Below are 26,907 nucleotides of genomic sequence, written 5' to 3'. Positions count from 1 at the left end.
AGCGGACCACGCGCCTTTCATTCCTGGCAGGACAAATCCGACCTCAGCCGCGGTCGGCGATCTTGAACCGAACCTCGCGGCGCTTGAAATCCAGGGCCACGGTTTCGAACTTCTGCAGGATGTCCGAACCGATCAGAATGGCCGGCTCGTCACTGAGCCCCCAGTAGTCAAAGGTGTGCACGGCGGCCACGACCACGGGCACATTGATCAGGGTCATCTTGCCCAGGGTCAGGCGGCTCAGGACGGCCAGGCGTCCAGGCAGGGTCTGTCCGGTGGCGCTAAGCAATTCGATGTCATAGACGGCACCCAGGATGGCCCTACGGGCCTGGGCCGCCCTTAACAGGGCCAGATTGCCGACCGTGGTCGTCGATCCACTGTCCAGCAAGGCGACCAGTTTCTGGCTGGGCATGGACGCATCAATCAGGGTCAGGCCACTGCGGGTCCGGGTCTTGACCACGACCGTGCGGTCATCCGGCAAGGGCAAGGGTTCGCCGACGGCCATCCGGCGCTGGCCATAGTTGAGCATCAGATTGCTGGCGCCCAGCCAGTCGAGGCCCAGCAGGCCTGCCGCGCCCAGATGACGCTCTGCAACGATTGAGACCGTCATCTGCCGCCGTACTCGCCGGCCCATCTGCAGGGTATCAATGACCACCGTATCGACGGTCTGGACCCCGGCAATGCCATGCATTTCCACCGGCACGCCTCGCGCGAGACCCAGCCGGTCGGCCGTCTCAATCGAGATCACCGAACTGTTCGCCCCGGTATCAACCATCATGTGAAAAGGGCCCTGCCCGTTCAGCATGACCTGCACCGTCAGCCGGCGGGCCGGGTCCAGATAGCGCAGCGGCTCACCGCTTGAGGCCTGGGGTGTATTGGGTTCAAGCGCCAGGGCGGGAGCGGCGACCATGGCCGCCGCCAGACCCGCAAGACCTCTGCGAGTGATGGTTGAATCCATCATGTCGCGTCGCCTCCTCCACTGAGGAGGAGGCTATACCCGTGACAGATCCTGCGCCAGTCGGGACAGGTTTTGCGTCAGGCCGTGGCGCGGCTGCGTTGGTCGTCCCGCGCGGTTTTCAGCTTCTCGGCGACCAGGAAGGCCAGTTCGAGCGCCTGTTCGCCATTCAGGCGCGGATCACAGTGGGTGTGGTAGCGGTCGGCGAGATCGCCCTCCCCCACCGCCCGCGCGCCGCCAAGGCACTCGGTAACGTTCTGACCGGTCATCTCCAGGTGAACGCCACCGGGGTGGACGCCCTCGGCATTGGCGATCTCGACGAACGACTTCACCTCCGAAAGGATACGGTCGAACGGCCGGGTCTTGTAGCCCGTCGAGGCTTTCAGCGTGTTGCCGTGCATCGGATCGGTGGCCCAGACCACCGAACGGCCCGCAGCCTTGGTCGCCTTCATCAGACGCGGCAGCCGGTCGGCGATCTTGTCCGATCCGAAGCGGCCGTACAGCGTCAGGCGGCCCGGCTCGTTGTGCGGGTTCAGCACGTCGATCAGACGCAGAAGATCATCGCCTTCCATGGTCGGGCCGCACTTGAGGCCAATCGGGTTCTTGACGCCGCGCATGAACTCGATGTGCGCGCCGTCGAGCTGACGGGTGCGTTCGCCGATCCACAGCAGGTGCGCGCTGGTGTCGTACCAATCGCCCGAGGTGGAATCGACGCGGGTCATGGCTTCCTCGAAGCCCAGCAGCAGGGCCTCATGGCTGGTGAAGAACTCGACCTGATGCAGTCCGGGATGGCTTTCCGGCGTCACGCCGATGGCGGCCATGAAGGCCAGGCTCTCGCTGATCTTCTCGCTCAGCTCGCGATAGCGCGCGCCCTGAGGACTGTCGCCGACAAAGCCCAGGGTCCAGCGGTGGATATTGTGCAGGTCGGCATAGCCGCCATTGGCGAAGGCGCGCAGCAGGTTCAGGGTCGAGGCCGATTGGCCATAGGCCTTCAGCAAACGATCGGGATCGGGCGCGCGTTCTTCGGCCGTGAAGTCCATGCCGTTGATGTTGTCGCCGCGATAGGACGGCAGGGTTACGTCGCCGATGGTCTCGATTGGCTCTGAGCGCGGCTTGGCAAACTGGCCCGCGATCCGTCCCACCTTCACCACCGGCTTGCCGCCCGCGAAGGTCAGGACCACCGCCATCTGCAGGATCAGGCGGAAGGTGTCGCGGATGTTGTCGGCGTGGAACTCCTTGAAGCTCTCGGCGCAGTCACCGCCTTGCAGCAAAAAGGCTCGCCCCTCGGCCACGTCGCCCAGCAGGCTCTTCAGGCGGCGCGCCTCTCCCGCAAAGACCAGCGGCGGCATCTGGCGAAGCGTCTGCTCGACCCGTTCCACTGCGCCCGCATCCGGATAGTCGGACGGGATGTGCTTGGCGGGTTTTGCTCTCCAGGTGGCGGGGGTCCAACGCGAGGTCATGACTGGCTCTATAACTTCAAAGGGAGCGGCTTTTACCGCAGCTGCAGGGAAAAGGCAAAATCATGCGGCAGATCGGCGCTTTTTGACGAGAGGGAGGAAAGTTCATCCTGACCTCTGGCGCGACAGCTTCAATCCTTGCGCGAGATATCGAAAGCGATGACCGTCAATGCCCCGAGCGCCAGCCACCACTCCTGCCAGACACCGAAACTCAGGCCGCCGATGGTCAGATAGGTGACCAGAGCGCCGGCGGCGATCGCCCCATCCTCGCGTGACTCTTCGGTCAGGCCGACAATGCGATAGGCAACCCAGCTGAAGAAAATCCCGCCGAGGGCCGCGCCGATTGCGCCGAGCTCAAGCCAGAGCTGCATGGAAGCATTGTGGGTATGCAACGGAATGGCGGCGCCGAAGGTCCGGCTTGCGTCAAGTCCCCATCCCCGAATGGCGTGGGTCTGAACATGATCGGCCGTGAAGGCCCAGATATCCAGCCGGGCGTCCCAGGATCTTGGCACATGGCGATGCAGCCAGTTCACCAGTCCGGAATGCACGCCCCACAACAGCATCACCGGTCCGAGCACGAATGGCGCGGCGACGGCGGGGACCAGCAGTCTAGCGGCCATCTTGCCGTAAAGCTTGACCGCGCCGAAGGCTACGAAACCAAAGACCAGAGCCGCCCAGCTGGCATCTGCACTCAGCGCCAGTGACCCGATGATCACAGCGCCCAGGAGAACAAAGGCTGCGGGTGTCCAGCCCCGACCGCTCATGATCCGGGCCGTCGGCCAGAACAGCAATGCCAGGGCATAGGTGGCGATCGACACCTTCACCACAGCCAGGTCAGGGCGGATCGGATCGTGGATGACCGTCCTCAGCCACTGGTAGAAGGACGCGCCACTAATTCCGTCCAGGGCGACCAACAGGGCCAGGGCCAGAACGCCAATGGCCAGAACGGTTGCGACGCGACGCGCGGACGGTTCGGATAGTCCGCGCAAGGCCGCGATGGCCGATCCGTAGAGCGCCAGCTGAAACAGCAGCTTCAAACCCGTGACGGACTCAAGGGCGTCACCGTCCTTCAGATCGCCCGGATTCGGTGCCCCCGGACTCCAGGCCAGGCTGACAAGCGCCCAGATTACCAGAACCAATAGCGCCATGGCCGGAGGCGAAGCCGGCCGGGGACGCGCCAGACCCGGTATGGCCAGCAGTCCACACAGGGCCAGGAGAGGGGCAAAGCCCAGCGGCGCGAGATAACCGACGAGCGGAACCAGCGCGATGGTGAACACCGCGACAGCGCAAAGCCAGGTCGTTTTTCGCTCCGCGCCGGCGACAGGCCTCATCCCGCGCCAACATCCACAGGAGCGTACTTTTCCTTCAGGGTGACCAACTCCTCCGCCAGGGTCGGATGCACCGCACAGGTGGAATCCCACTGAGCCTTGGTAACCCCCATCTTCACGGCAATGGCAGCCATCTGGATGATCTCGGGCGAGTCGGGCCCCACAACGTGTACGCCGACCACCTTCTGGTCATCCTGCTTGACCACCAACTTGATCAGGCAGCGCTCCTGGCCGCCATAAAAGGTCACCTTCATGGCCCGGAAAACGGATCGATAGATGTCGACCTTGCCGAAGGCGTGACGCGCTTCGGCCTCGCTCATCCCGACCACCCCGACCGGCGGCTGTGAGAAGACCGCCGAGGCGACGAGCTCGTGATCGAAACTGGTCGGGTTGTCATAGAACTCGGTCTGGGCGAAGGCCGCGCCCTCGCGGATTGCGACCGGCGTCAGATTGATCCGGTCCGTGACGTCACCAACCGCCCAGATGCTGTCGACACTGGTCTTGGAGTGCCGGTCCACAGCGATCGCGCCCTTGTCGTTCAGCGCCACGCCCGCCTTGTCCAGACCCAGGCCGTCCACATAGGGCTCACGGCCTGTCGCGAACATCACGGCATCGGTCTCGAAACGCAGATCATTGCTGAGCGTGCTGACCAGACCGGACTCGGTCTGCTCGATCCGCGCATGCGAACACCCCAGAACCACCTTGATGCCGCGCTTCTCGAGCTCCTCGGCCAGATGCGACCGCACGTCGTCATCGAAGCCGCGCAGGATATTGGCCCCGCGGTAGAGCAGCGTGGTCTCAACGCCCAGGCCGTTAAAGATGCCCGCGAACTCGACGGCAATATAGCCGCCACCGACGACCAGCACCCGCTTGGGCAGGGTGGGCAGGTGAAAAGCCTCATCCGAGGTGATGCCGAGCTCCGCCCCCGGAAAATCGGGCTTCACCGGACGACCACCGGTCGCAATCAGGATTTTCGCTGCCGTGTAGCGCCCTGCGTCAGGGCTGCCCTCCTTGGGAAGAACTTCAACGGTATGGGCATCGATCAGCCGCGCCTTGCCGTGCAGAAGATGCGCGCCGGCCTTCTGCAGATTGCTGACATAGATACCCGACAGGCGGGCAATCTCGACGTCCTTGGCCTGAAGGAAGGTCGGCCAGTCAAAGACGTGGTCGCCGATCGTCCAGCCATAGCCTTGGGCGGTCTTCAGCTGGGTCGAGACCTCGCTGGCATAGACCATGAACTTCTTGGGCACGCAGCCGCGGATCACACAGGTGCCGCCGACCCGGTACTCCTCGGCCACTGCGACCTTGGCACCCGAGAGCGAGGCCAGGCGAGCCGCACGGACGCCACCGGAACCGGCACCGATGACGAACAGGTCGAAGTCATAATCCGCCATCGCTGGCTCCTGAGAAACGGGAAAACAAGGCGCTCTATCTAGGCGCTCAGGGCGTCAGGCGCACCACGCCCGCATCGGTTCCCAGAAGGGCTTCGTCCGCGAGGTCGAGAAACAGCCCATGATCAACGACGCCGGTGACGGCCTTCAGGGCTGCCGCCAGGCCCGCCGGCTCATCGATCCGTCCGGAGGCCATGTCGTAGATCAGATTTCCGCCGTCGGTAACGACCACCCCGCGATCAGCCATGCGCAGCCGCGGCGGCGGGAGCTCGAACTCCGCCGCGATATCGGCCAGCCTCTGCCCCGTATGGACATGGCCAAAGCGAACCACCTCGATCGGAAGGGGAAACTTGCCCAGCACGGTCACATGCTTGGCCGCGTCAGCAATGACCACGCAACGCCTGGAGGCTTCCCAGACCAGCTTCTCGCGCAGCAGGGCCGCGCCGCCGCCCTTGATCAGGGAAAGGCCAGGACCGATCTCGTCTGCACCGTCGACGGTCAGATCGACCGCCTTCACGTCATCGAGCGCGGCCAGGGAGATGCCCAGTTCGCGCGCCAGATTGGCCGTGGCGTCCGAAGTCGGAACGCCGCGAATGTGGAGCTTGCGGACCGCCAGGGCCTTGACGAACCAGGCTGCTGTCGAGCCCGTGCCAAGGCCGACGACCATGCCACTTTCAACCAGTTCGGCGGCGGCCTCGCCCGCCTGGCGCTTTTGATCGTCCGCGCTCATTTGCTGTCCTTTTTGGCGGCCTTGGCTTTTTTGGCCAGCTTCACGGCCCGGAAGTCCGTTGCCCAATCGTTCTTGGTCTTCTGATCACTCCGGGCGATGGCCAGGGCCCCCATGGGCACATCCTTGGTGATCACCGATCCGGACCCCGTCATCGCCCCATCGCCGATGCGTACCGGTGCCACAAGCGCGCTGTTGGAGCCGATAAAGGCCCCGGCACCCACATGGGTCTCGAACTTGTCGAAGCCGTCATAGTTACAGAAGATCGTCCCGGCCCCGATATTGGCCTTCTCGCCCACCGTGCCGTCACCCAGATAGCTGAGGTGGTTGGCCTTGGCTCCGGCACCGACCTTGACCTTCTTGACCTCAACGAAGTTGCCGATGTGGGCCTCGGCCCCGATTTCAGCCCCAGGCCGCAGGCGGGCATAGGGACCGATCAGGGCCCCTTCGCCCACGGTCGCGCCCTCAAGATGACTGAAGGCCTTGATCACCGCACCGGTGGCAACGCTGACGCCAGGACCGAAGACGACGAAAGGCTCCACCGTGACGCCCGGGGAGATCTGCGTGTCCCACGCCAGATGCACGGTGTCCGGAGCCGGCAGGGTGACCCCTTCAACCATGAGGGCCAGGCGACGACGCTTCTGCCAGACGGCCTCCGCAGCCGCCAGCTCGGCCTGGGAATTGACGCCCTGCACTGAAGCCTCGGCCGCAAAGGCCGCACGGGTCGACAGTTCGCGCCCATGCGCAATGCCGACGACGTCGGTCAGATAGTATTCCTTGTTGGCATTGTCGTTGCCGACCTGACCCAGAATATCGAACAGCAGGGCCCGGTCTGCGGCGAGAACGCCCGAATTGCAGTGCTTGACCTGACGGACACTGTCGTCCGCGTCCTTGGCCTCGACGATGCGCAGCAGCACATGGCCCGGGGCCAGGATCAGTCGGCCATAGGCTCCAGGATCTGCTGCCTCGAAGCCCAGGACAGCCACATCGGCCCCTGACGCCCTGAGGTCGAACAGGGGCGAGATCACCGGCGCGGTGACCAGTGGACAGTCGGCGAAGGTCACCACGACATCGCCGTCAAAATCGGCCAGGGCGTCCTTGGCCGCCAGGACGGCGTGGCCGGTCCCCATCGGCGGATCCTGGATGACCACCGCCGCCTCGCCCAGGCGCTTGCGGGCATGGACCCCCACGGCAGGGCTATGGGCCCCGACCACGACGACGATCCGTGCGCAGCCCAGGGATTCAGCGGCATCGATGGCGTGATCCAGCAGGGTCCGCCCCGCAACCTTGTGCAGGACCTTGGGAATGGGGGATTTCATCCGGGTTCCCTGGCCAGCGGCAAGGATCACGGAAGCCCGCGGGCGACTCGGAACGGATATGGTCATGGTCCTGGCGACTCTCTAGGAACGAACCAAAGTTGCATTAGGCGGCCGTTTAGCCGAAAGGCCAGATCAATGCATGACCTTCAAGCCCTGAACGGCACCACGATCGCCTTCGACCTCGACGGAACGCTCGTCGATACCGCACCGGATCTGGTCGGCGCGCTCAACACGATTCTGGCCGAAGAGGGCCTGCCGCCCCTGCCCTTCGATGCCGTGCGGCTGATGGTCGGTCGCGGGGCCAGGGCCCTGCTCGAGCGCGGCTTCGCCGCCGCAGGCCAGCCGCTCGACGCTGAGTCAGCGCCGAAACTCGTCCAACGCTTCATCGCCGTCTATCTGGACCGCATCGCCCTGGAGAGCGCGCCCTTCCCCGGCGTGGTAGAGGTTCTCGGCCAACTGCGCGGCGCCGGTGCGCGACTGGTGGTCTGCACCAACAAGCTGACCAAGCTCTCGATCGCCCTGCTGGACGCCTTGGACCTGACATCCGCCTTTGACGCGGTGATCGGCGCTGACCTGTCGCCTGCGGCCAAGCCCGACCCGATCCATGTCCTGACGGCCATCAAGGCCGTGGGCGGCGATCCCCGCCGCGCGGTGATGGTCGGGGACAGCATCAATGACGCCCTGGCCGCCGATCGGGCGCAGGTTCCCGCCCTGCTGGTCAGTTTCGGCTATACGGAAGAGCCTGTTGAGACCCTGGGCGGCGACCGGATCATCCACAGCTTTTTCGATGTGCCCCAGGCCTGTATCGCACTTCTGGCCTCTTGCCCCCGGCCGAACGCCGGGCTATAGGCCCGTCCCTCTCGCGGATCGGTCTTCCGGCCCGGCGAGAACGGTTCTTCAGAACCGCCCGAAACGGTTAGGTCGCGTAGCTCAGCGGGAGAGCGCCTGCTTCACACGCAGGATGTCACAGGTTCAATCCCTGTCGCGACCACCATTTTTCGGCCGCACCCGACCTTCCGGCCCGAACTTCCGCTCGCAGCCTCTTCCCTGAACGCGATTTCGCGGCGACAGTCCCGGCCTGTTTCCAGCCATCGCGAGGATAGGCCATGTGCGACGATGATATCCATCAGGGCCTGACCCACGACCCCACCGTCTCCCGCCGGGCCTTCGGTCTGATGACCGTTCTGGCCGCCGGGCTTGGCAGCGCGGCCCATGCGGGCGCGCCGGTCGTGGAAAAGGACGTCGAGATCAAGACCCCCGACGGCGTGGCCGATGCCGCGCTTTACTATCCAGAGGGCAAGGGCTCGTGGCCGGCTGTGGTCGTATGGCCTGACGTCGTCAGCCTGAGGCCCGCTTTCCGGGAGATGGGACGCCGCCTGGCGTCCGAAGGCTATGTGGTGCTGGTTCCCAACCTCTATTACCGGGTCAAGAAGGCCCCGGTGGTCGAGAGCGGGTTCAACTTCTCCAATCCCGACGACCGCGCAAAGATCATGCCGATGCGGGCGACCGTGACTCCGGAAGGCACCGATCGCGACGCGACCGCCTATATCGCCTTCCTCGACGCCCTGCCCCAGACCAACAAGAAGAAGAAGGTCGGGACCCAGGGCTATTGCATGGGCGGTCCCCTGGCCTTCCGCACCGCCGGCATTTCGCCGACCCGGGTCGCGGCTGTGGCCAGCTTCCACGGCGGTGGCCTGGTCACCGAGGCTCCGACCAGCCCGCACCTGACCCTGCCCATCAGCAAGGCCGAATATCTGATCGCGGTCGCAGACAATGACGACAAGCGCGATCCGGCCGACAAGGAAAAGCTGAAGGCCGCGCTCGACGCCGCCAAGCGGCCCAGCAAGGTCGAGGTCTATGCCGGGGCGGCGCACGGTTGGACCGTCAGGGGCAGCCAGGTCTATGACGAGCCTGCGGCGGAAAAGGCCTGGGCAGAGCTACTGGCGCTCTACAAGCGCACCCTGGGCTGAGATTCGGGCCGCGCCGGCACTGGCGCGGCCCTTTTCCACAGCGAAAATAGTGGCACGTCAGGTGACAACAACCCTCGTCACGACCTAGAACGGCGGCCATGACCAAAGCGCGTCTCGATGGCATGGTCGCCCTGGCCGGCGGTGTATTCCAGATGGGCTCGAATGAGCACTATCCGGAGGAGGCCCCGGCCCATGCCGTGGCGGTCGACCCGTTCTGGATCGACCAAACCCCCGTGACCAATGCCCAGTTCGCCCGGTTCGTCTCCGAGACCGGCCATGTGACCCTGGCTGAAATCCCTCCGGACCCACGGCTCTATCCGGGCATGGACCCGGCCTTTGCCCAACCGGCCTCAGCTGTCTTTGTCAAACCAGACCGCCTGATCGATCCTCGCCTGGGTGGTGGGGAATGGTGGCAACTGATCCTTCAGGCCCGCTGGAACCAGCCGTTCGGCTCGGGCAGCTCGATCGCGGGGCTCGAAGACCATCCGGTGGTGCACGTCAGCTTTGATGATGCGGCTGCCTATGCGGCCTGGGCCGGAAAGTCCCTGCCCACAGAGGCCGAATGGGAGTTCGCCGCCCGAGGCAGCTTGGACGGTGCGGCCTATGCCTGGGGTGACCAACTGGCACCGGGCGGGACCATGCTGGCCAATTACTGGCAAGGGACCTTTCCCGGCGAGAACCTCATGACCGACGGCTATGAGCGGACCTCGCCAGTGCGAACCTTCCCCCCCAATGGCCATGGGCTCTTCGACATGATCGGCAATGTCTGGGAATGGACCACGGACTGGTGGGCCGACCGGCATGCCGATAGCCCGACCAAGCCCTGCTGCGCGCCGCGCAATCCGCGCGGCCCCGCCCGCAGTGGCAGTCACGATCGCCATCAGCCTGGTCCCGCCATCCCCCGCCGGGTGCTGAAGGGCGGATCGCACCTCTGCGCCGAGAACTATTGCCGGCGCTATCGCCCGGCCGCGCGCCATCCCCAGCCGATCGATACCACGACCAGCCATATCGGCTTCCGCTGCGTGGTCCGGACCGCCTGAGGCGTCTCGCTAAGGCCCCACCCTGCTGCCATCATGCTGTCAGCAGACCTCAGCCAGGGTGGGCCCATGAGACGCGCCGAACGCCTGTTCCAGATCATCCAGATCCTGCGGCGGAGCCATGCCCCCGTTACGGCTGACGCGATCGCTACCGAGCTCGAGACCTCCAAGCGCAGCGTTTATCGCGACATCGCCGCCCTGGTCGGCCAGAGGGCGCCGATCCGTGGCGAGGCCGGGGTAGGCTATGTCCTTGAGGCCGGTTTCGACATGCCGCCCCTGATGCTCACGCCCGATGAAATTGAGGCCGCCGTATTGGGAGCCCAATGGGTGGCCGGGCGTGGCGATCCCGTGCTGGCCAAGGCCGCCCGCGACCTGATCAGCAAGATCGCCGCGGCGGTGCCCGAACGCTTGCGACCCTATGTCCTTGAGCCCGCAACCGGTGCCGCGCCGGCCTGGAACGCCGCGCCGGATGGGCTGGACATCGCCCAGACCCGCGCCTGGATCCATGCCGGCCGCAAGATCCGACTGAGCTATCGCGATGAAGGGGGCGCCGTCAGCGAGCGGATCATCTGGCCCGTCTCCGTGGCCTACCGCGAAACCGTCCGCATGCTGATTGGATGGTGCGAGCTTCGCAAGGACTTCCGAACCTTTCGCACCGATCGGGTGGTCAATGCGACCTTCCTCGAGGATCGGCACGGCCAGCGTCCCGGCCGCTTGCGGGGGCTTTGGCAAAAGCATCTTGAGACCCAACACGCCGCCTGGGCTCGCAAGGGTCTCGACTAAAGTCCGTGCTGGCGGGCGAAACCTGTAAACAGGTCCGGCCAGGCGGCAACGGGCTTGCCGGCGATGAAGCGCAGCCCAAAGCCGTGTCCGCCTTCGTTGAAAACATGCATCTCGGTTGGAATGCTCCTGGCCTTCAGGCTCGCAAACATCAGCAGGGTATTCTCGACCGGGACCGACTTGTCATCGACGGCATGGAGCAGAAAGACCGGCGGCGCGTCGGCACCAACCTGCCGGTCAGGCGAATAGAGCTGGATCTGCTCGGGTGTCGGGTTCGCCCCCAGGAGTTGCTTGCGCGAGCCGGCGTGCACCGAAGGTGCCGCCATGGTGATGACGGGATAGATCAGGGCTGACAGATCCGGTCGAGCCGACAGATCGTCCACCGCATCGATCCGGTCATAGACCCTGGCTGAGAACCGGGTGGTCAGGCTGGCGGCCACATGGCCGCCGGCGGAAAAGCCCATGATCGCGATGCGGTTTGCGCTGAAGCCCAGGGCGGCGGCACGGGAGCGCACAAGCCGCAGGCCCCGCTGGGCATCCTGCAAGGGCACATCGGGACCCGCGCTCCAGCCATCACCGGGCAGACGATAGAACAGGACAAAACAGGTGTAGCCGCGATCTGCCAGCCAGCGGGCGGTCTCATAGCCCTCCTTGTCCATGACGACCCGTTCGTACCCGCCGCCCGGTATCAGCATCACTGCCGCACCGTTGGGTGTCTTCGGGCGGAACACGGCCAGGGCCGGCTTGCGGATATGGGTCAGGGCCCTGTCGCGAAGCCCTTTGGGATCACCCCGCTCAAGGACGGTCTCAACCGCCGTGACCGCTTCCGCACCCGGCGGACCGGCAGGCCAGAGTTCGATAGTCTCGGCGGGATCAGCCATGGGCACAGCCTCTGCTCTCGCTCCCGGCCCCAGTCCGAGCGCCAGCAGGCTGACAGCGACGGTGGCCAGGGCACCACGACGATGGAACATGGAGAGAGCCTTCCGGCGAACTGAAGGTCATTCGATCCTCAAGCTTAGGGCCGCAATTCCGATTCAGGAAACCGGTTTCCTACGGCTGGGCGAAGCGAAGATGGTGCAGGACGATCCCGCTCGTGGTCGCCACATTGAGGGAATCGAAGCCGCCCGCCATCGGAATGCCGATCGGCCGTGCCCGCGCGATGAGTTCAGCCGAGAGACCAGGGCCCTCCGCGCCGAGCAGAACCGCCGAGCGCAAGGGCGGCCTTAGCCGCGCCAGGATCTCGGGCGCGGCAGGTGACAGGGCCAGGGCCTCGAAACCATGGCGTTCGAGGAGTCCGGCGACATCCTCATCCTGGGCCAGCCAGGCCGTGGGAACACTCAGCGTGGCCCCAACCGAGACCCGTATGGCCTTGCGATACAGCGGATCGCAGCACGCGCTGTCGAGAATCACGCCGCCGACGCCGAAGGCGGCAGCATTGCGGAAAATGCCGCCGATATTGTCGTGATTGGCGATGCCACACAGCACCAGCACTACAGTCGCCCCCGGCAGTCCGGCCAACAGGTGATCCGCAGAGACCGGTTCCGGCTTCTGGCCGACCGCCAGCACGCCGCGATGCAGATGGAAGCCTGCGACCCGGTCGAGCACAGCCTGCTCGACCAGATAGACCGGCACCTCGTCCGGCAAGGCCGCAAAGACCTCGGCCAGTTTGTCCTGTCGCTTGGGATCGACCAGCAGCGACTGCACCCGCCCTGGCGCATCCCGGACAAAGGCCCTCAGGACCGTCTCGCCCTCGGCGATGAACAGGCCCTGCCGTCCCACCAGGTCCCGTTCGCGGATGTCACGATAGGCCGCGACGCGGGGATCATCAGGATCAGCGACGGTGATGAACTGGGGCACGGGGCGAACTTCCGGAAGGCTTACCGAACGCCTCGTATCGGCAGGATCGCCAGGCCGCCAGCCATGGCAAGCAGGGCTGCGACGATAAAGAAGGCCCGGAAGTCCATATGGCTGGGGCCCAATGCAACAACGGCCAGCATGGGGGCCAGAGCCTGGGGCAAGGTATTGGCCAGGTTCAATACCCCCAGATCCTTGCCGGCGTCTCGCTGCGACGGCAGCACCTGGGTGACCAGGGCAATATCCACCGCGTAGAAGCAGCCTGCGCCGCAACCCAACAGGACATAGGCTGCCAGCATGACGGGCCAGCTGGGTGTCAGCGAGAAGATCAGCATCGCCAGACCGATGGTCAGGGCGGCACCGGCGGCAAACAGTTTTCGCCGCTTCAGGCGATCCGACAAGATCCCGCCCAGCAGGGCAAAAGTGACATTGGAGACCGTTGAGACCGTAGTGAGAATCGCTAGACCTTCCTCGGCCCGATGGCCCGGAAACAGGCGCGAATAGCCCAGCGCGTCCTGCAGAAAATAGAGCATGTAGCCCTGCACGAGGCTGAGGGCGACCAGCACGAGGAACCGGCCCAGCCATGCAAAGGCAAAGTCTGGATGCCGTCGCGGATCAACCCAGAGGGCGGCGATAAAGGCTCCCAACCGGAATGGTGGCCGGGCGTCCGCTGCCAATGGTTTGTCGTCCAGGGCCAACACGAAGGGGGCCAGGGTCAGCAGCAGTACCAGGGCGATAGCGATATAGCGCGTCAGTTCGGTGACCAGCAGCCCGCCGATCAGGACCGCACCGGCCATGGTCCCAATCGGATTGCCCAGACTGAGAAAAGCGGCCACCCGTCCCTTCTGGGCATCCGGCACCCGATCCGGCAAAACGGCGACCAGCGCCGAGAACATCAGGTTGAAGGTCAACTGAAAGAGAAGGACGCCTCCGATCAGGGCCAGGGGCGTCCTGGCCGACATGATCAGCAGATAGGCCCCGGCCGCGCCCACGGCTCCAACCACCATCCAGGGCTTGCGGCGGCCAAATCGGGAGGTCGTGCGATCGCTGATCGCACCGGCCAGAAGATTGGCAATACTGGCCACCAGAGCACCGTAAAAGGCCACTTGGCTTAGCAGCAAGGCCTTGTTCGCCGGATCGATGGCCTCCGCCTTCAGGGGCAGCAGCACCTGCAACAAAGGCATGAAACTGACAAAGGCGCCGATCTGCGCCAGGGTATAGGCGGCAATGAAACCGGGCCTGACCGGTGTGGCCGGCCGGGCGTCGTCGCTTGGCGACATAGACATCCTCCCCCGCGCGGTCTGCGCCGCGTCAGGGTCTAGACTGGCCTTCCCGCCCCGATGACACAAGGCCGCCGGGACGCCCCCCTCCAATGATCAGATGCCCCGGGGATTTTTCTCACGGCGGGCATCGCTCCATCGACGAGAAATGCACTAGGCTGGCCGCATGGATTTGAGACTCATTCAGCAAGGCAAGGCGGGTCCATGGCGTCGGTGACGATCTATGACGTCGCCGCGCGCGCCGGCGTCTCCATCAAGACCGTCTCCCGGGTCATGAACAAGGAGCCCAATGTCCGGCCGGCGATGCGCGATCGTGTCCTGGAGGCGGCCAGCGCTCTGGATTACAGCCCCAACCTGTCGGCACGCAGCCTGGCGGGTTCGCGTTCGTTCGTGATCGCCGTATTCGTTGATGCGGCCCTGACGATCGACCACTGGCGCAGCGAGCGGGGCGCTGACTATCTCAGCCGAATCCAGCTGGGGGCCACGCTACAGTGCCGCGACGCCGGATATCACCTACTGATCGAGCTGATTGATCATGACGCGCCGCGAGTTCGCCAGGAAGTCGCCGCCCTGCTGGCGGCCCTGAAGCCCGACGGGGTCATCCTGACCCCGCCCAGTTCCGACAACGAGACTGTTCTCGAGCTGCTCGACAAGGCCGGTACACCCTATGTGCGCCTCGGGCCTGAACGCCCGGATGGTGTCGGCCCCCGCGTGCACATGGATGATTTCGCCGCCGCGAGCGAGATGACGCTTCACCTGGCGAGGCTGGGCCATCGCCGGATCGGCTTCATCATCGGCGAGCCGCGTTATGGGGCCAGCCAGGCCCGACACAACGGCTATCGCGACGCCATGATGCAACTGGCCCTGCCGGTCGCCGACAGCTGGGTTCGGCAGGGCGATTTCACCTTCCAGTCGGGACTGGACCAGGCCAAGGCTCTGCTAAGCCTGCCGGATCGACCGACTGCGATCTTCGCCAGCAACGATGACATGGCTCTGGGCTGTCTGGCCGCAGCGGCAGAACTTGGCCTTATGGTGCCCGGCGAGGTTTCAGTGGCGGGCTTCGACGACAGTCCCAGTGCTCGCTTCAGCCGGCCGCAGTTGACCACCGTGCGTCAGCCGGTCGTGGAGATGGCCGCCTTGGCCACACGGCTTCTGATTTCAGGCGAGATAAAAGGCGCGGCCTCCAAGCGCGAGCCGGTGGACGAACTGCTGCCCTTTGAACTGATCCATCGCGCCTCAACGGCTCCGCCGCCTGCGCCGTAGAACGTTTTTCAATGGGTCTGAAACGGTTACCGGAAAGCGCTCTAAGCTTATGAATTAGAACTTTTTTTGGCCCGACCACTCTGGAGTCATAAGGTCGGAAAGGGCTCCAGGCGCAGGGCGACAGCTTGGCTCAGCGCCCGGGTCGGGCGAAGGCCGCGACCCGGGCCCGAGCGGCGTGCACCGGATTGTCACTGACCACCGGCTCAGCCTGGAACGCGCCTCCGGTTCGGAACGCGCCGACTCGGTTGGCCAGATCTGCGGCCTCAATGCGCAGGGTCTGAGTCGACTGGCTGGACTGGTGGACCATGGCAGCATTGCGCTGGGTGACCTGATCCAGCTGGTTTACCGCCGTATTGACCTGAGTCAGGGCCGAGGCCTGTTCGTTGGCCGAGGCCGCGATCTGGTTGATCAGGCTGTCAATCCCCCCGACCTTGTCGACAATGCCGCGCAGGGCCGCTCCGGTCTGGCCGACCAGGTCGACGCCTTCGCCAACCTGGCGGCTGGACTCGGCGATCAGCGACTTGATTTCCTTGGCGGCGTCAGCCGAGCGCTGGGCCAGGGCCCGCACTTCCTGGGCGACCACGGCAAAGCCGCGACCGGCGTCACCCGCCCGGGCCGCCTCGACCCCGGCATTGAGCGCCAGAAGATTGGTCTGGAAGGCGATCTCATCGATCACGCCGAGGATCTGCGAGACCTGATTGGAGGAGCTCTCGATCTTGGTCATCGCCTCGGCAGCCCGCGTCACCACGGCACCGGAACGTTCGGCCTCCGCGCTGGCCTCGCCGACCCGAACCGACACTTCCCGGGCGCTTTGTGCGGTCTTGCTGACCGTGGCGGTCAGTTGATCCACCGCAGCGGCCGTCTGTTCCAGGGTCGCGGCCTGATGCTCGGTCCGCTTGGCCAGGTCATCCGCATCCCGGGCGATGTCATCAGCGCCCGCCCGGATGCCCGAGGTCGCGCGCTCAACCGCCTTCATGGCCTCGCCGAGGGCGCTGGCGGCATGGTCGAAATCGCTCTTCAGGGTCTGGAATTCGGGCGACAGAACGCCGTCCACCCTGGCGGAAAGATCACCGGCGGCCAGGCGCGCCAGAGCGTCGCCAATGGCCTTCACGGCCTGGGCCTGCGTCTTGGCCGCCAAGTCGCGCTCTGCCTCAAGTGCCGCGCGTTCCTCATCGATCGCCGCGAGATAGCTGGAAATCGCCAGCTCCATGTCCAGGAAGACAGCCTTGTTCAGGGCCACCAGACTGTCAGCCAGTTCCGCATCAGACTTGGCGCTGGCGAACAGGGCCTTGGCCCGCTTGGTGACGATGGCGCGAACCAGCTCCTCGGACACCACGGCATAGCCGCCCATGTACCAGCGCGGCTCCAGACCTGCGCCGACATGGGCCCGCCCGATCCGCTCGACGTCGTGAACATAGTCGGGTCCGTAGTCCGCCGTGGCCAGGCGACGCCAATGGTTGGCCTGAGCGCGTTCAGCGCCGGCAATATGGCCTTCATCGCGAAACTTGCTGCGGGTTTCGGGAAAGGCCCGCACCTGATTGTAGAACTTTCCCAGCGCGCCGGAGATCTCAGACTCGATTAACGGTCGCAGCGCCCGCAAGGCCGCCCGGTCTCGCTCGTCGAAACGCATGAACGACATGCGCTGGTCTAGCTTGGGGTTCGCGCTCATGCCGTTAGCTCCGACTCGAAAGTTACGCTCCCAGAGGTGCCCGCAATTTGTTAACCATGATTGAAGCCTGACGCGAATGTCCTACTTGTCGCACCATCAGGCTGGTTGCAGGCGCTTTGCTGGAAACCTCCTCACGATTGCAACGAGCTGAACCGTGCCGCGTTTGGGGCTATTCGGGTCCTTTGCTAGGCTTGAGTTATCGACAAGGGATCTGATCGACTGCATGGCAGTTCCAGCGGAATTCACCTTTGACGAGGCGGGCGGCAAGCGCACCGTCGTGCTGTCAGGGGACTGGACGGCCCGGGGCCTGTTTGACGCCGCCGGCCGACTGGCGAACGCCCTGCACGGCTCCGATGGAGTCTGCCTCGACCTGAGCCAGATCAATCGCTGCGATACAGCCGGTGCCTATGCGATCATTCGGGCCGCAGACGGCCGCAGATCGGCGGGCATCATCACGGCCCGCAAGGAAACCCTGCGACTGCTCGAGCTGGTCGGCAATGCGGTGCAGGTCGAAGCCGAGGTGACGCGCCGCCCGCCCGGCATTGTGGCCCTGCTTGAACGCATCGGCCGCGGCATGTTCGGTCTGGCGGCCGATGGTTACGGCACGCTGGTCTTTTTGGGCCATTTACTGACGGCCATCGGCCGCTCCGTCGTCAATCCGCGCCGAATCCGCTGGGCACCGATCATTTCCCTGGCGGAGCGTGCAGGCCTGGACGCCATCCCCATTGTTGCGACGACGACCTTTTTCATCGGGGCCGTGGTGGCCCTGCTGGGCGCGAACATGCTCATCGACTTCGGGGCCCAGGTCTATTCCGTCGAACTGATCGGCATTTCGGTGCTGCGGGAGTTCAACATCCTGATCACCGCCATCCTGCTGGCCGGACGCTCGGCATCCAGTTTTGCCGCCGAGATCGGGTCGATGAAGATGAACCAGGAAATCGACGCCATGCAGGTTATGGGCGTAGATCCCTACGAGGCCCTGGTCCTGCCGCGCTTTGCCGCCCTTTTGCTGACCATCCCCTTGCTGACCTTCATCGCCACCCTGGCGGGTCTGGCGGGCGGGATGCTGGTCGTCTGGATGGTGCTCGACATTTCGCCAAGCTTCTTTCTGCAGCGCATTGTCGACTATGTGGGCCCCACCCATTTCTGGATCGGCATGTCCAAGGCGCCGGTGATGGCCATGGTTATCGCGGCCATCGGTTGCCGCCAGGGCATGGAGGTCGGCAACGACGTCGAATCCCTGGGAAGGCGGGTGACGTCCGCCGTGGTTCACGCCATCTTCGCCATCATCCTGATCGATGCGGTCTTCGCCCTGCTCTACATGAAACTGGACATATGACCTTCGAGCGCCCTCAGGAGATCGCCGTCCGGCCGGAGGTCGATGACGAACAGAATCCGATCCGGATTCAGGGCCTGGTGTCCCGGTTTGGCGACACTGTGGTTCATGACGGTCTGAACCTGACGGTGAAGCGCGGCGAGATCCTGGGCGTGGTCGGCGGATCCGGGTCCGGAAAGTCGGTACTGCTGAACAGCATTATCGGCCTGAAAGTGCCCGACGGCGGCACGGTCAAGCTGTTCGGTCACGACATGCTCACGGCCAACCGACGCCGCTGGAGTTCGGTCGAGCGGCGCTGGGGCGTTCTGTTTCAGCAAGGCGCACTGTTCTCGAACCTGACCGTGCGGGAGAATGTCGCCGCCCCGTTGTTGGAGCACACGGAACTGCCCAGGCGCGAGATCGAGGAACTGGCCGATCTGAAGATCGCGCTCTCGGGCCTCCCGGCCCGCGCCGCAGACCTGAAGCCGGCTGAACTCTCGGGCGGCATGCGCAAGCGCGCCGGCCTGGCTCGCGCCCTGGCGCTGGATCCGGAACTGCTCTTCCTCGACGAGCCCACAGCGGGCCTCGACCCGATCGGCGCAGCGGCCTTCGATGACCTGCTCAAGGACCTGTCCGACAGCCTCGACCTGACCGTCTTCATGATTACCCACGACCTCGACACCCTCTATGCGATCACGGATCGCGTAGCGGTCATCGCCGACAAAACGGTCGTGGCGGTGGCCCCGGTACGAGAGCTCGAGCATTCGGACCATCCGTGGATCAAGGAATACTTCCTAGGACCACGAGGACGCGCAGCCGCCGGCATGGCAGGCTCGGCCCAGACCACTCCGACAAGGACCAGCTGATGGAAAGAAATGCCAACTACGCCCTGGTCGGCGCGGTGACCCTTCTGCTCTTCATGGGGCTGGTGGTTTTTGTCGTCTGGCTGGCCAAGCTCAGCTTCAACCAGGAATACGACGAGTACGACATTCTGTTCGTCGGCCCAGTGCGCGGCCTCTCGGAAGGCGGCGAGGTGCATTTCAACGGCATCAAGGTCGGCGAGGTCGCCAAGATCGCCCTCGACAAGAGCGATCCCAACCGCGTCATCGCCCGCGCGCGGGTCACCTCTGACGTGCCGATCAAGACCGACAGCTATGCGACGCTTGAGCCGCAGGGGATCACGGGCGTCAACTATGTCCAGATCACCGCAGGAACGCCGGACAAGAAGCTGCTGAAAGACACCGTGGAGAACGGCAAGGTTCCCGTGATCCGCAGCCAGCGCAGCGCCTTGTCCGACCTGCTGGAGGGCGGTGGCACCGTGCTGACCCGCACCATTGAGGCGCTGGACCGGGTCAATCGCGTCCTGTCGGATGACAACATCAAGACCTTCACCGCTGCGCTTGATGACGTTCAGGCCGTCACCGCCGAGGTCCGCGAACGCAAGGCCATAATCGCTGACGCCCAGAAGGCGCTGCAGAGCATTGATGCGACGGCCCAGTCGATCACGGAACTCTCCAAATCCACGGAGAGCGTCGTCAATGGCGATGCCAAGCGTTCGCTGGCCGAACTCGCGTCTGCGGCAGCCGAGCTGAAAAGTGCCACCAAGGACGCGCGCAGCATGATCTCCAAGCTGGAGGGGCCAACCAGCGACTTCGCCAGCACGGGTCTGCCTCAGTTGTCGGCGGCCATTGTCACCCTGCAATCGGCAGCCGAGTCACTCGACCGGCTGGTGGGCGACGTCGAACAAAACCCACGCGGCCTTGTCGGCAAGGCACCCGCCAAGGAACTGGAGGTCAAGCCTTGAACCCGATCCGCTCCCTCTCGCGCGCCGTCGCCCTCGCGGCGGCCGCCGTGGCCCTGACAGGATGCATCACCCTGCTGCCCGAGGCCGATCCTGTTGGGCTGTATCGCTTCGGTGTTACGCCGGCTCCCGCCTCCAAGGGAGAGCCCTCCACCCTGTTTGGTGTCTTCAAGACGCCGACGGTCTTCACCCGCGCTGCCGCTGGCGACCGCATCTTGACCATCACCCAGGGCGAGGCGGCCTATATCGCCGGGGCACGTTGGGTGTCACCGGCCAGTATCCTGTTCGATGAAGCCGTCGCCCGCGCCTTTGAGGCCGACGCAGGCCGTGCGCGACTGATCGGCAGGGGCGAGGTCGCCAAGGCGGATCTCGTCCTCAGACTGGAAGTGCTTTCGTTCGAGGCCGTCTATGTCAACGGTCCGAAGGCGGCGCCTGAAGTGCTCGTCCAGGTCCGCAGTGTGCTCAGTCGTAACAGTGACCGGACCCTGGTCGGGGATCAGGTCTTCGAGGCCCGCGTCAAGGCTTCAAGCAATCGCGTCAGCACCATTGTCGAGGCCTATGACAGCGCCACGGCCAAGGTGCTGAACGAGCTTACCGACTGGGTCAGCGCATCCGGCGCATCCGTGAAGTAGGCCGCGCCGGAGGCCGCCGGGGCTTTGCCCCGGCGCTGGATGGCTCCTAGAGCGCGGAAAGCGGTTCGATCACGTCGCCATAGCCGGCATGGGCCGGAATACGGAGCCCCTGCCCGTCTACCCAGGGCTCGACCGTGACCAGTGGCCGGTCCCGGGAGCGTGCAATGGCCTCGCCCGGGCTTGCACTCTCGGCCAGCAACTTCAGGTTCATGCGGGTCGGAAAGATAACCTTGCGTGTTCCGGCAGCGGCCATCTCCAGCGCTTGGGCCGGGGCGATCCATTCCGCATCGACCGCCTCGTGACCGTCACAGATCGCCTGCTGGGCCCCGGGCGCATGCGCCGCATAGAACCAGGTATCAAATCGCTTGGGCATCAGCTTGGGCGTGATCCAGCGGGCGAAGATGGTCAGGGCCGCCAGATCCAGCTTCAGACCCAGGTCCGCCACCACCTCAATGAAGGGCAACCGATCCTCGGCCACAGCCGCCCGCACCTCCACGGCCGCCTCGCCCTCGTAGAAGGCACCGTCGCCGTCGCGGGCCAACAGCACGCCGGCCTCTTCATAGGCTTCGCGGATGGCGGCGATTCGCAGGGCCGAACCGTCCTCGCCGACGGCCTCCCAGCCTGTGGCCAGGTCACGCCAGCGCGGATCCTCATCACCGCCGTGGCTCTTGCCGCCCGGAAAGACGAGCGCGCCGGCCGCGAAATCGATCTGATGATGGCGCTTGACCATCAATACCTCGAAGTCGGGGGCGTCTCGAAGCAGCAGTACGGTGGCCGCCGGGCGGATCAATTCAGGCGAAGACTCTGACATCGCATGAGATTGGCGCGGTTAGGGCCGCTTGCCCAGACAAGTTTGGAACAAGCGTTTGGTTTTCTCAGCCGAGGGCTCAGCCCGTGGCAGCATGCTGCTGCCGTGCGAAGCGATCCATGCGCTCCAGGAGGTAATCCGAATCCTCCCGCGCAATGGTCTGCGGCGACGTCAGGAAGCGCTGGATCATGTGTTCCTGGAAACGTTCGCGGTCCTGGCTCCGCCCGTCGAACTCCATGGCGTGGAAGGCGTCGACCCCGGCGCGGTAGGCGGCGTACAGGCGCGACGGCAGACCGGCCCGCTCACAGATGGCTTTCAGGCCCAGCTGGCCGGCATCATGGATCATCAGCCAGGTGCGGTGATGCGGCACCCCTGCCAGTTCGGCGACAGCCCACTCAAAGAAGGTCATGTGGCCATGGGCCAGGGCGCGCAGCAGTAGCGACGGAGTGAGACGCTCAACGCGGTTCAGGTGCTGGACGAAGGCCTTGGGATCGGCGGCGCGTCCGGCCTGGTCGACCAGATCGATCGTCGCCCGCTCCTTGGCCCCCACGACCAGTTCCAGAACCCGCTCGGGCGACAGGGCATGATGGCTGAGAATGTGGTCGCGAAGCTGGTCCCCGACCATGTCGATCAGGCGCTCGCTGACCGCCAGCGGCAGGGTCGAACGGTAGGCGACGGCCTGCAGCACCTGCTCGGACTTGGAAAACCGGTCCAGGGCCTTCTGCAGCGCGAGGTCCGAAAACCGCGCATTGTCATTGGCGCAGACCACGGCGACGGCTTCTTCGGTACCGGACTCGATCAGGACCGACGTGACCCGAGTCGAGAGCTTCGGACGCTTGGCCACCGCCATCTGGCGCGCGGCTCCGCCCATCCGAACGATCTCGGCGAGGTCGCTGTCCGAGAAGACGGGTGAAAAGGTGATGATCGGCAGGGCGATACTTTCGACATCGCGCGCCAGGCGGATGGCGACGTCCGGCGGCAGGGCCGGCGAATTCTTCAGCGTGACCGCCATGGCGCGGCGGACAAGTTCAGCGGCGTCGGTGGCCATCACCCGCAGAATGTCATGCGCGACCTGCCGCTCATCGTCAGCCAGGTCGGCGCGATCGATCGTCCTGCACAGCTTGTGCGCCGCAAGCGCGCGCTCGTCAGCCGTCGCGCCCTTCACGAGCATGCGGATATCGTTGTTGGTCAGTGCCGCGCGGGTGGTGGCCATGGGAGGTTCGCCGAACCAGAGGAATGCAAGTGACCCCTAGCATGGCGCGTTAGGCTTAATGATTGTTTGAACCTTGAAGCTGTGGATTAACGATACCCCGTAACCTAGCGCAAACCGTGATCCCCTAGGCTCCGCTCTCAACAGCCGAGGAATGCGATCCTTGTTCGCCGAGCGCCGCACCACTGAGCCCCCGATGCGCGGCGTGAACCTCGCCATGGCGCTGGACGCCCAGACGGCGCTTCTTCCGTATGCACTTGGCGTTTTCGCCATAAGCCTGCCCATCTTTGTCTGGGTCGGCTCCTTTGCCGACGACGCCCTCTGGATGGCCGCCACCCTGGTGATATTCGCCATCAACTGGGGGGCCTTTTACGCGGCGGTGAGCTGGCTGCGCGGCGAAGGGTCGCAAGATCTTAAGCGACGGGCCCGCGTTCAGTTGCTGGGCGGACTGCTTTGGGCGGTCAGCGTTGCCCAGATCTCCGCCTTTGCCCATGCCGCTGGTCCGGTGCGTGAGACCCTGTTGCTGCTCGCAACGGCGGCAGCCGTCATGTGCATCTTCTTCTCCGCGACATCCCTTTCAGCCCTTCTGGTGACCGCGCCAATCGCCGCTGCAGGCCCCTTGATCGCGCTGTTCTCAGTTCCTGAAAGTCGCCATGCCGGCGTCATGGCCTGGGGTGCGATCGCCCTGACCCTGGCCCTGACCCTGGTGCTCAATCGGATGATCCGTCGCCAGCACGCCCTGGCCGAGGTGCACGAACAGCTGATCGAGGAACGCCTGGCCGTTCTCGACGCGGCCGAACGGACAGCGCGCTCGAAGTCCGACATCGTCGCCACGCTGAGCCATGAAATTCGCAACGGCCTGACCGGCGTCACCCACGTCCTGGCTGCTGCAGCCGGCAAGGGTGGCCGGGCCGCCCCGTCACGCGAGCAGCTCAACGCCGCTCTCGACGCGGCCCAGGACCTGATCGCCGTCCTGAATGCGACCCTCGACTCGGAGACGGCAGAGTCCGGTCGCCTGGCCGTGGAAACCCTGCCGTTCGAGCCGGTGAAGCTGCTGCGCGATGTCGTGTTGCTGGAACGCCCCCATGCCCTGCTCAAGGGTCTGGAACTGGCTATCCATGTGGATCCCCTGCTCGAAAGCCGTACCCATGGTGCCGTGCTGGCCGACGCGATGCGTACCCGACAGATCATGGCCAACCTGTTGGGCAATGCCATCAAGTACACCGTTCGCGGTCGCATCGAGGTCCGCATCGAGCGCCGCGGTGACCTTGTGGCCATTGAGGTGGCCGACACCGGTCCAGGTCTGACCGCGGAAGAACTGGACTATGCCTTTGAACCGTTCCGACGGGTGGAGCGCACTGGTGCCGGGATCAACGGGGCCGGACTGGGTCTGTCTCTGGCACGCCAGCTCGCGCGGCTGATGGGCGGTGCCCTTGACGCCCGGAGCGCGGTCGGGGTCGGCAGCTGCTTCACCTTGACCCTGCCCTTCGACGAAACCCAGCCCAGTCTGCTGGATGCATCCGAAGAGGCCGCCCCGGCAGCCGATGCGCCAGGCACGCCGCGCAGCCTGCGGATTCTGATCGCCGAGGACGACGCCCTGAATGCTGCCATGCTGCGCGCCATTCTCGAGCAATTGGGCCATCAGGTCGTCCATGCCCAGAACGGACAGCGCGCCGCTGACCTGGCCCGAATTGCCGAGTTCGATCTGCTTATGCTCGACGGCCACATGCCGATCCTGGACGGTCCCGGGGCTACAGCGGCGGTGCGCGCTATGGACGGACGCAATCGCGACATTCCCATCATTGCCGTGATCGATGGCGACGCCGACGAAGCTCGCGCCTGTACGGAGGCCGGCGCAGATCTTGTCCTGCGCAAGCCTGTCGCTGTAGCCGGCGTGGCCCGGGCAGTGGCCGACGCGTCGACCCTTCCTCGCCTGACGCTCTCCGGCAGAGCCGCCGCCTAGACCTTCTGGTCCCGACTGCCGCTGGGTAAGCCTTCCAACAACCCGTTCCCTCGCCCACAGTGCCCGCAACGAGAAGAAAAGCGGGAGGAAGCGATGCTGGAAGGACTCCGGGTCGTCGAGTTGGCTACCTATATCGCCGCGCCGGGCGCAGCGGGGATTATGGCCGACTGGGGCGCCGATGTGATCAAGGTGGAGTCGCCCGAGGGCGACCCGATGCGGCGCTTCTTCGACACCATCGCCTCGCAACAGGATGCGAATCCGGTCTTTGAGCTCGACAATCGCGGCAAGCGGGCGGTTGTGCTCGACATCCGGGCCGATGCCGGGCGGGAAGCCATGAAGGCCCTGGTGGCCACGGCGGATGTCTTTCTGACCAACGTCCGGCCCGGGGCCCTCTCGCGGGCCGGCCTGGACCATGAGACTCTGAGGTCGCTCAATCCTCGGCTGATCTATTGCAGCCTGACCGGCTACGGCCTCGAAGGACCGGACGCAGACAAGGCCGGTATGGACGTGGCTGCCTTCTGGTCGCGGGCGGGGGTCGGATCAATCACAGCCCCAAAGGGCGCAGAGCCCTTTCCCATTCGCACCGGGATGGGCGACCATGTCACCTCTCTGGCAACCGTCTCGGCCATCCTGGCCGCCGTATTCGAGCGGCAGACCACAGGCGTGGGACGGCTGGTCGAGACCTCGCTGCTGCGTTCCGGCGTCTATGCCATTGGATCGGACATGGCGATCCAGCTGCGCTTTGGAAAACTGGCCTCGACCCGGGGTCGTCGCGAGGCCATTCAGCCCCTGGCCAACTTTTTCAAGACGCGGGACGATCGGTGGATCTGCCTGCTGCCGCGCCAGGGGGCGACGGACTGGGCGCGAATTGCCGAGGCTGCTGGCAGGCCCGAACTGGTGGACGACCCTCGCTTTGCCTCTGCCAGGTCACGACGTGAAAACACGGCCGCCCTGGTCGATCTGCTGGATGCAGCCTTTGGGGCCATGGACTATGTGGACGTCGCGGCCGCGCTCGATGCCGGTGACCTGACCTGGGCTCCCTATCAGACGCCGCGGGAACTGGTGGGCGACCCGCAGGCTGAAGCGGCCGGCTGCTTTGTCGACACGCCTGACGGTTCCGGCGGGACCTTCCGGGCTCCTGCCGGACCGGCGCGTTTTCCTGGAGCCGAGGATGGTCCGCGCGGTCCAGCCCCAAAGCTTGGAGCGGACACAACGGCTGTCTTCCGGGAACTGGGCTGGAGCGAGGACCGCATTGCGGCCCTGACCGGACCTACCGATTAAGTCGACTGTTGTCCCGGGCCTCGGCCAGGACGCGCAGCATCTCGCTGGAGAACATCGAACTGGCCAGGCGCTGACCCGAGCCCTTGCCTGATCCGTTTCCAAGGCTGCCGAAGGTGCTGTCAGCATCCTGCGGACCGCGCAGGATCAGTTCGACCACGGCCTCCTGCTGGTGCAGCCGCTCGAGGCGACGCCCGCTGGCGTACTGGACAAAGCCCTGGTCGACGTCCGAATCCCTGGAGGGAACGACAGCACGGCTGAGGCCGCCCGTCTTGGTGAGATTGGCATAGACTTCGCCCACCGTAGCAGCACGGCCGTCGCGATAAAAGATCGACCGATTGGCCTGGGCCGCATCCGGGAACATCGAGGCTGCGCTCGCGCCGGGCGTCTTGTTGACCGCCTCAATCAGGCGCGCCGAGCCCTGGGGGCCCAGGAAGTGGGCTGCATAGAGTTCGCCCGCCGTCGGCGTGCGCCCAACCCGGCCGCGCAGATAGGACGCATGATCGGAGGCCAGTTCGCCCGCCATGAGCGAAGCCGCGTGGGGATCCATCTTCAGGGCCAGAACTGCTTTGCGAGCCTCATCCCCGGCCACCCGGAACCGGCCATCAGGCCCCTGGGAGATCAGATCCGCATAGCGGGCATAGCCATACTTTGAGCCATGCTTTTTCAGCGTGCCAAGCCAGGTCTGGTCAACAAACTGGAAGAGGCCCGAGGCTGACGAGGTGCTCGCGCGGGCGGACGGATTGTAACCGCTTTCGCGCTTGGCGGTGCCCATCAGGAAGGTGAAATCGACCCCTGTCGCGCTGGACGCGCGCTGGATCGCCGACTCGACGACGCTGCGGATGGATTGGACAGCCATAGGACCATGCCTGA

General features: G+C 65.1%; 24 protein-coding genes and 1 tRNA gene. 12 read left to right on the top strand and 13 right to left on the bottom strand.

What is annotated here, in order from left to right:
* Positions 1–43 precede the first annotated feature (43 nt).
* From AQ619_RS05900 to glmU, 6 genes are all read right to left on the bottom strand, one after another.
* Positions 44–958 (bottom strand): aspartyl protease family protein, encoded by a 915-nt coding sequence (locus AQ619_RS05900; protein ID WP_062145413.1) that lies wholly within the window; start codon positions 956–958, stop codon positions 44–46.
* A gap of 74 nt (positions 959–1,032) precedes the next feature.
* The gene (locus AQ619_RS05895) at positions 1,033–2,412 is read right to left on the bottom strand and encodes a class II 3-deoxy-7-phosphoheptulonate synthase (protein ID WP_062145411.1); all 1,380 of its coding nucleotides are present in this window, start codon (positions 2,410–2,412) and stop codon (positions 1,033–1,035) included.
* A 128-nt stretch (positions 2,413–2,540) separates the two neighbouring features.
* Entirely contained in the window at positions 2,541–3,740 is a 1,200-nt protein-coding gene (locus tag AQ619_RS05890; RefSeq protein ID WP_062145408.1) for an O-antigen ligase family protein, read from the bottom strand.
* Complete coding sequence (gene gor / locus AQ619_RS05885; protein WP_062145406.1) at positions 3,737–5,131, bottom strand: glutathione-disulfide reductase; 1,395 nt, start codon at positions 5,129–5,131, stop codon at positions 3,737–3,739. Before gor ends, AQ619_RS05890 begins: the two co-directional genes overlap by 4 nt.
* Before the next feature lie 46 nt (positions 5,132–5,177).
* Complete coding sequence (rpiA, locus tag AQ619_RS05880; RefSeq protein ID WP_062145404.1) at positions 5,178–5,858, bottom strand: ribose-5-phosphate isomerase RpiA; 681 nt, start codon at positions 5,856–5,858, stop codon at positions 5,178–5,180.
* Positions 5,855–7,240 carry a bifunctional UDP-N-acetylglucosamine diphosphorylase/glucosamine-1-phosphate N-acetyltransferase GlmU gene (glmU, locus tag AQ619_RS05875; protein ID WP_062145402.1) on the bottom strand — a complete coding sequence of 462 codons (1,386 nt, stop codon included), beginning with the start codon at positions 7,238–7,240 and terminating at the stop codon, positions 5,855–5,857. Before glmU ends, rpiA begins: the two co-directional genes overlap by 4 nt.
* Positions 7,241–7,309: 69 nt before the next feature.
* On the opposite strand from glmU, the gene AQ619_RS05870 reads away from it, so the two are divergent.
* The 5 genes from AQ619_RS05870 (at position 7,310) to AQ619_RS05850 (ending at position 10,964) form a co-directional block, all read left to right on the top strand.
* The gene (locus AQ619_RS05870; RefSeq protein ID WP_062145399.1) at positions 7,310–8,023 is read left to right on the top strand and encodes an HAD-IA family hydrolase; all 714 of its coding nucleotides are present in this window, start codon (positions 7,310–7,312) and stop codon (positions 8,021–8,023) included.
* Positions 8,024–8,093: 70 nt separating this feature from the next.
* Positions 8,094–8,168 (top strand) — tRNA-Val (locus tag AQ619_RS05865).
* Between the two features lie 112 nt (positions 8,169–8,280).
* Positions 8,281–9,144, top strand: coding sequence for a dienelactone hydrolase family protein (locus AQ619_RS05860; RefSeq protein ID WP_062145397.1), 864 nt, complete (start codon positions 8,281–8,283; stop codon positions 9,142–9,144).
* 98 nt (positions 9,145–9,242) lie between these two features.
* Positions 9,243–10,184, top strand: a complete 942-nt coding sequence (locus AQ619_RS05855; protein ID WP_207205014.1) for a formylglycine-generating enzyme family protein — start codon at positions 9,243–9,245, stop codon at positions 10,182–10,184.
* Between the two features lie 66 nt (positions 10,185–10,250).
* Positions 10,251–10,964 carry a helix-turn-helix transcriptional regulator gene (locus AQ619_RS05850; protein WP_062145395.1) on the top strand — a complete coding sequence of 238 codons (714 nt, stop codon included), beginning with the start codon at positions 10,251–10,253 and terminating at the stop codon, positions 10,962–10,964.
* Here AQ619_RS05850 and AQ619_RS05845 read toward each other — a convergent pair.
* From AQ619_RS05845 to AQ619_RS05835, 3 genes are all read right to left on the bottom strand, one after another.
* Positions 10,961–11,932 (bottom strand): alpha/beta hydrolase, encoded by a 972-nt coding sequence (locus AQ619_RS05845; RefSeq protein ID WP_062145392.1) that lies wholly within the window; start codon positions 11,930–11,932, stop codon positions 10,961–10,963. The two genes, AQ619_RS05850 and AQ619_RS05845, sit on opposite strands and share 4 nt — an antisense overlap.
* Before the next feature lie 79 nt (positions 11,933–12,011).
* The gene (locus AQ619_RS05840) at positions 12,012–12,818 is read right to left on the bottom strand and encodes a TrmH family RNA methyltransferase (protein ID WP_062145390.1); all 807 of its coding nucleotides are present in this window, start codon (positions 12,816–12,818) and stop codon (positions 12,012–12,014) included.
* A gap of 20 nt (positions 12,819–12,838) precedes the next feature.
* Positions 12,839–14,095 carry an MFS transporter gene (locus tag AQ619_RS05835; RefSeq protein ID WP_062145388.1) on the bottom strand — a complete coding sequence of 419 codons (1,257 nt, stop codon included), beginning with the start codon at positions 14,093–14,095 and terminating at the stop codon, positions 12,839–12,841.
* A 204-nt stretch (positions 14,096–14,299) separates the two neighbouring features.
* On the opposite strand from AQ619_RS05835, the gene AQ619_RS05830 reads away from it, so the two are divergent.
* The gene (locus AQ619_RS05830; protein WP_062145387.1) at positions 14,300–15,358 is read left to right on the top strand and encodes a LacI family DNA-binding transcriptional regulator; all 1,059 of its coding nucleotides are present in this window, start codon (positions 14,300–14,302) and stop codon (positions 15,356–15,358) included.
* 130 nt (positions 15,359–15,488) lie between these two features.
* On the opposite strand, the gene AQ619_RS05825 is transcribed toward AQ619_RS05830, so the two are convergent.
* Positions 15,489–17,027, bottom strand: coding sequence for a globin-coupled sensor protein (locus tag AQ619_RS05825; protein WP_062145386.1), 1,539 nt, complete (start codon positions 17,025–17,027; stop codon positions 15,489–15,491).
* A gap of 223 nt (positions 17,028–17,250) precedes the next feature.
* Here AQ619_RS05825 and AQ619_RS05820 point away from each other — a divergent pair, with 223 nt between their 5' ends.
* Genes AQ619_RS05820 through AQ619_RS05805 form a run of 4 tightly spaced genes read left to right on the top strand, consistent with a single transcriptional unit; the run spans position 17,251 to position 20,775 of the window.
* Positions 17,251–18,366: an ABC transporter permease gene (locus AQ619_RS05820; RefSeq protein WP_062145384.1), complete on the top strand. Its 1,116-nt coding sequence runs from the start codon at positions 17,251–17,253 to the stop codon at positions 18,364–18,366.
* A complete protein-coding gene (locus AQ619_RS05815; protein ID WP_062145382.1) occupies positions 18,363–19,208 on the top strand; it encodes an ABC transporter ATP-binding protein in 846 nt (281 codons plus the stop codon). Before AQ619_RS05820 ends, AQ619_RS05815 begins: the two co-directional genes overlap by 4 nt.
* The gene (locus AQ619_RS05810; RefSeq protein ID WP_062145380.1) at positions 19,208–20,146 is read left to right on the top strand and encodes an MlaD family protein; all 939 of its coding nucleotides are present in this window, start codon (positions 19,208–19,210) and stop codon (positions 20,144–20,146) included. The genes AQ619_RS05815 and AQ619_RS05810 overlap by 1 nt, the downstream gene beginning before the upstream one ends.
* On the top strand, positions 20,143–20,775 hold the full coding sequence (locus AQ619_RS05805) for an ABC-type transport auxiliary lipoprotein family protein (RefSeq protein ID WP_062145379.1): 633 nt from the start codon (positions 20,143–20,145) through the stop codon (positions 20,773–20,775). The genes AQ619_RS05810 and AQ619_RS05805 overlap by 4 nt, the downstream gene beginning before the upstream one ends.
* Positions 20,776–20,821: 46 nt before the next feature.
* Here AQ619_RS05805 and AQ619_RS05800 read toward each other — a convergent pair whose 3' ends face one another.
* Both AQ619_RS05800 and spbR read right to left on the bottom strand, forming a co-directional pair.
* Positions 20,822–21,586: an NUDIX hydrolase gene (locus AQ619_RS05800; RefSeq protein WP_062145378.1), complete on the bottom strand. Its 765-nt coding sequence runs from the start codon at positions 21,584–21,586 to the stop codon at positions 20,822–20,824.
* 76 nt (positions 21,587–21,662) lie between these two features.
* Positions 21,663–22,796 (bottom strand): SpbR family protein, encoded by a 1,134-nt coding sequence (gene spbR / locus AQ619_RS05795; protein ID WP_062145377.1) that lies wholly within the window; start codon positions 22,794–22,796, stop codon positions 21,663–21,665.
* 160 nt (positions 22,797–22,956) lie between these two features.
* Here spbR and AQ619_RS05790 point away from each other — a divergent pair, with 160 nt between their 5' ends.
* Complete coding sequence (locus AQ619_RS05790) at positions 22,957–24,756, top strand: hybrid sensor histidine kinase/response regulator (RefSeq protein WP_062145375.1); 1,800 nt, start codon at positions 22,957–22,959, stop codon at positions 24,754–24,756.
* Between the two features lie 93 nt (positions 24,757–24,849).
* Positions 24,850–26,037, top strand: coding sequence for a CaiB/BaiF CoA transferase family protein (locus AQ619_RS05785; protein WP_062145373.1), 1,188 nt, complete (start codon positions 24,850–24,852; stop codon positions 26,035–26,037).
* On the opposite strand, the gene AQ619_RS05780 is transcribed toward AQ619_RS05785, so the two are convergent.
* A complete protein-coding gene (locus AQ619_RS05780) occupies positions 26,027–26,893 on the bottom strand; it encodes a transglycosylase SLT domain-containing protein (RefSeq protein ID WP_062145372.1) in 867 nt (288 codons plus the stop codon). The genes AQ619_RS05785 and AQ619_RS05780 overlap by 11 nt on opposite strands.
* Between the last annotated feature and the right edge of the window lie 14 nt (positions 26,894–26,907).

Origin of the sequence: Caulobacter henricii (assembly GCF_001414055.1) — a bacterium.
Taxonomy (GTDB): domain Bacteria; phylum Pseudomonadota; class Alphaproteobacteria; order Caulobacterales; family Caulobacteraceae; genus Caulobacter; species Caulobacter henricii.
This window is presented reverse-complemented; position numbering and strand designations above follow the sequence as displayed.

What these genes read in the sequence shown, in the direction of transcription:
- AQ619_RS05900 (WP_062145413.1), bottom strand. Translation starts at nt 958, where the DNA reads ATGATGGATTCAACCATCACTCGCAGAGGTCTTGCGGGTCTGGCGGCG.
- AQ619_RS05895 (WP_062145411.1), bottom strand. Translation starts at nt 2,412, where the DNA reads ATGACCTCGCGTTGGACCCCCGCCACCTGGAGAGCAAAACCCGCCAAG.
- AQ619_RS05890 (WP_062145408.1), bottom strand. Translation starts at nt 3,740, where the DNA reads ATGAGGCCTGTCGCCGGCGCGGAGCGAAAAACGACCTGGCTTTGCGCT.
- gor (WP_062145406.1), bottom strand. Translation starts at nt 5,131, where the DNA reads ATGGCGGATTATGACTTCGACCTGTTCGTCATCGGTGCCGGTTCCGGT.
- rpiA (WP_062145404.1), bottom strand. Translation starts at nt 5,858, where the DNA reads ATGAGCGCGGACGATCAAAAGCGCCAGGCGGGCGAGGCCGCCGCCGAA.
- glmU (WP_062145402.1), bottom strand. Translation starts at nt 7,240, where the DNA reads ATGACCATATCCGTTCCGAGTCGCCCGCGGGCTTCCGTGATCCTTGCC.
- AQ619_RS05870 (WP_062145399.1), top strand. Translation starts at nt 7,310, where the DNA reads ATGCATGACCTTCAAGCCCTGAACGGCACCACGATCGCCTTCGACCTC.
- AQ619_RS05860 (WP_062145397.1), top strand. Translation starts at nt 8,281, where the DNA reads ATGTGCGACGATGATATCCATCAGGGCCTGACCCACGACCCCACCGTC.
- AQ619_RS05855 (WP_207205014.1), top strand. Translation starts at nt 9,243, where the DNA reads ATGACCAAAGCGCGTCTCGATGGCATGGTCGCCCTGGCCGGCGGTGTA.
- AQ619_RS05850 (WP_062145395.1), top strand. Translation starts at nt 10,251, where the DNA reads ATGAGACGCGCCGAACGCCTGTTCCAGATCATCCAGATCCTGCGGCGG.
- AQ619_RS05845 (WP_062145392.1), bottom strand. Translation starts at nt 11,932, where the DNA reads ATGTTCCATCGTCGTGGTGCCCTGGCCACCGTCGCTGTCAGCCTGCTG.
- AQ619_RS05835 (WP_062145388.1), bottom strand. Translation starts at nt 14,095, where the DNA reads ATGTCGCCAAGCGACGACGCCCGGCCGGCCACACCGGTCAGGCCCGGT.
- AQ619_RS05830 (WP_062145387.1), top strand. Translation starts at nt 14,300, where the DNA reads ATGGCGTCGGTGACGATCTATGACGTCGCCGCGCGCGCCGGCGTCTCC.
- AQ619_RS05825 (WP_062145386.1), bottom strand. Translation starts at nt 17,027, where the DNA reads ATGAGCGCGAACCCCAAGCTAGACCAGCGCATGTCGTTCATGCGTTTC.
- AQ619_RS05820 (WP_062145384.1), top strand. Translation starts at nt 17,251, where the DNA reads ATGGCAGTTCCAGCGGAATTCACCTTTGACGAGGCGGGCGGCAAGCGC.
- AQ619_RS05815 (WP_062145382.1), top strand. Translation starts at nt 18,363, where the DNA reads ATGACCTTCGAGCGCCCTCAGGAGATCGCCGTCCGGCCGGAGGTCGAT.
- AQ619_RS05810 (WP_062145380.1), top strand. Translation starts at nt 19,208, where the DNA reads ATGGAAAGAAATGCCAACTACGCCCTGGTCGGCGCGGTGACCCTTCTG.
- AQ619_RS05800 (WP_062145378.1), bottom strand. Translation starts at nt 21,586, where the DNA reads ATGTCAGAGTCTTCGCCTGAATTGATCCGCCCGGCGGCCACCGTACTG.
- spbR (WP_062145377.1), bottom strand. Translation starts at nt 22,796, where the DNA reads ATGGCCACCACCCGCGCGGCACTGACCAACAACGATATCCGCATGCTC.
- AQ619_RS05785 (WP_062145373.1), top strand. Translation starts at nt 24,850, where the DNA reads ATGCTGGAAGGACTCCGGGTCGTCGAGTTGGCTACCTATATCGCCGCG.
- AQ619_RS05780 (WP_062145372.1), bottom strand. Translation starts at nt 26,893, where the DNA reads ATGGCTGTCCAATCCATCCGCAGCGTCGTCGAGTCGGCGATCCAGCGC.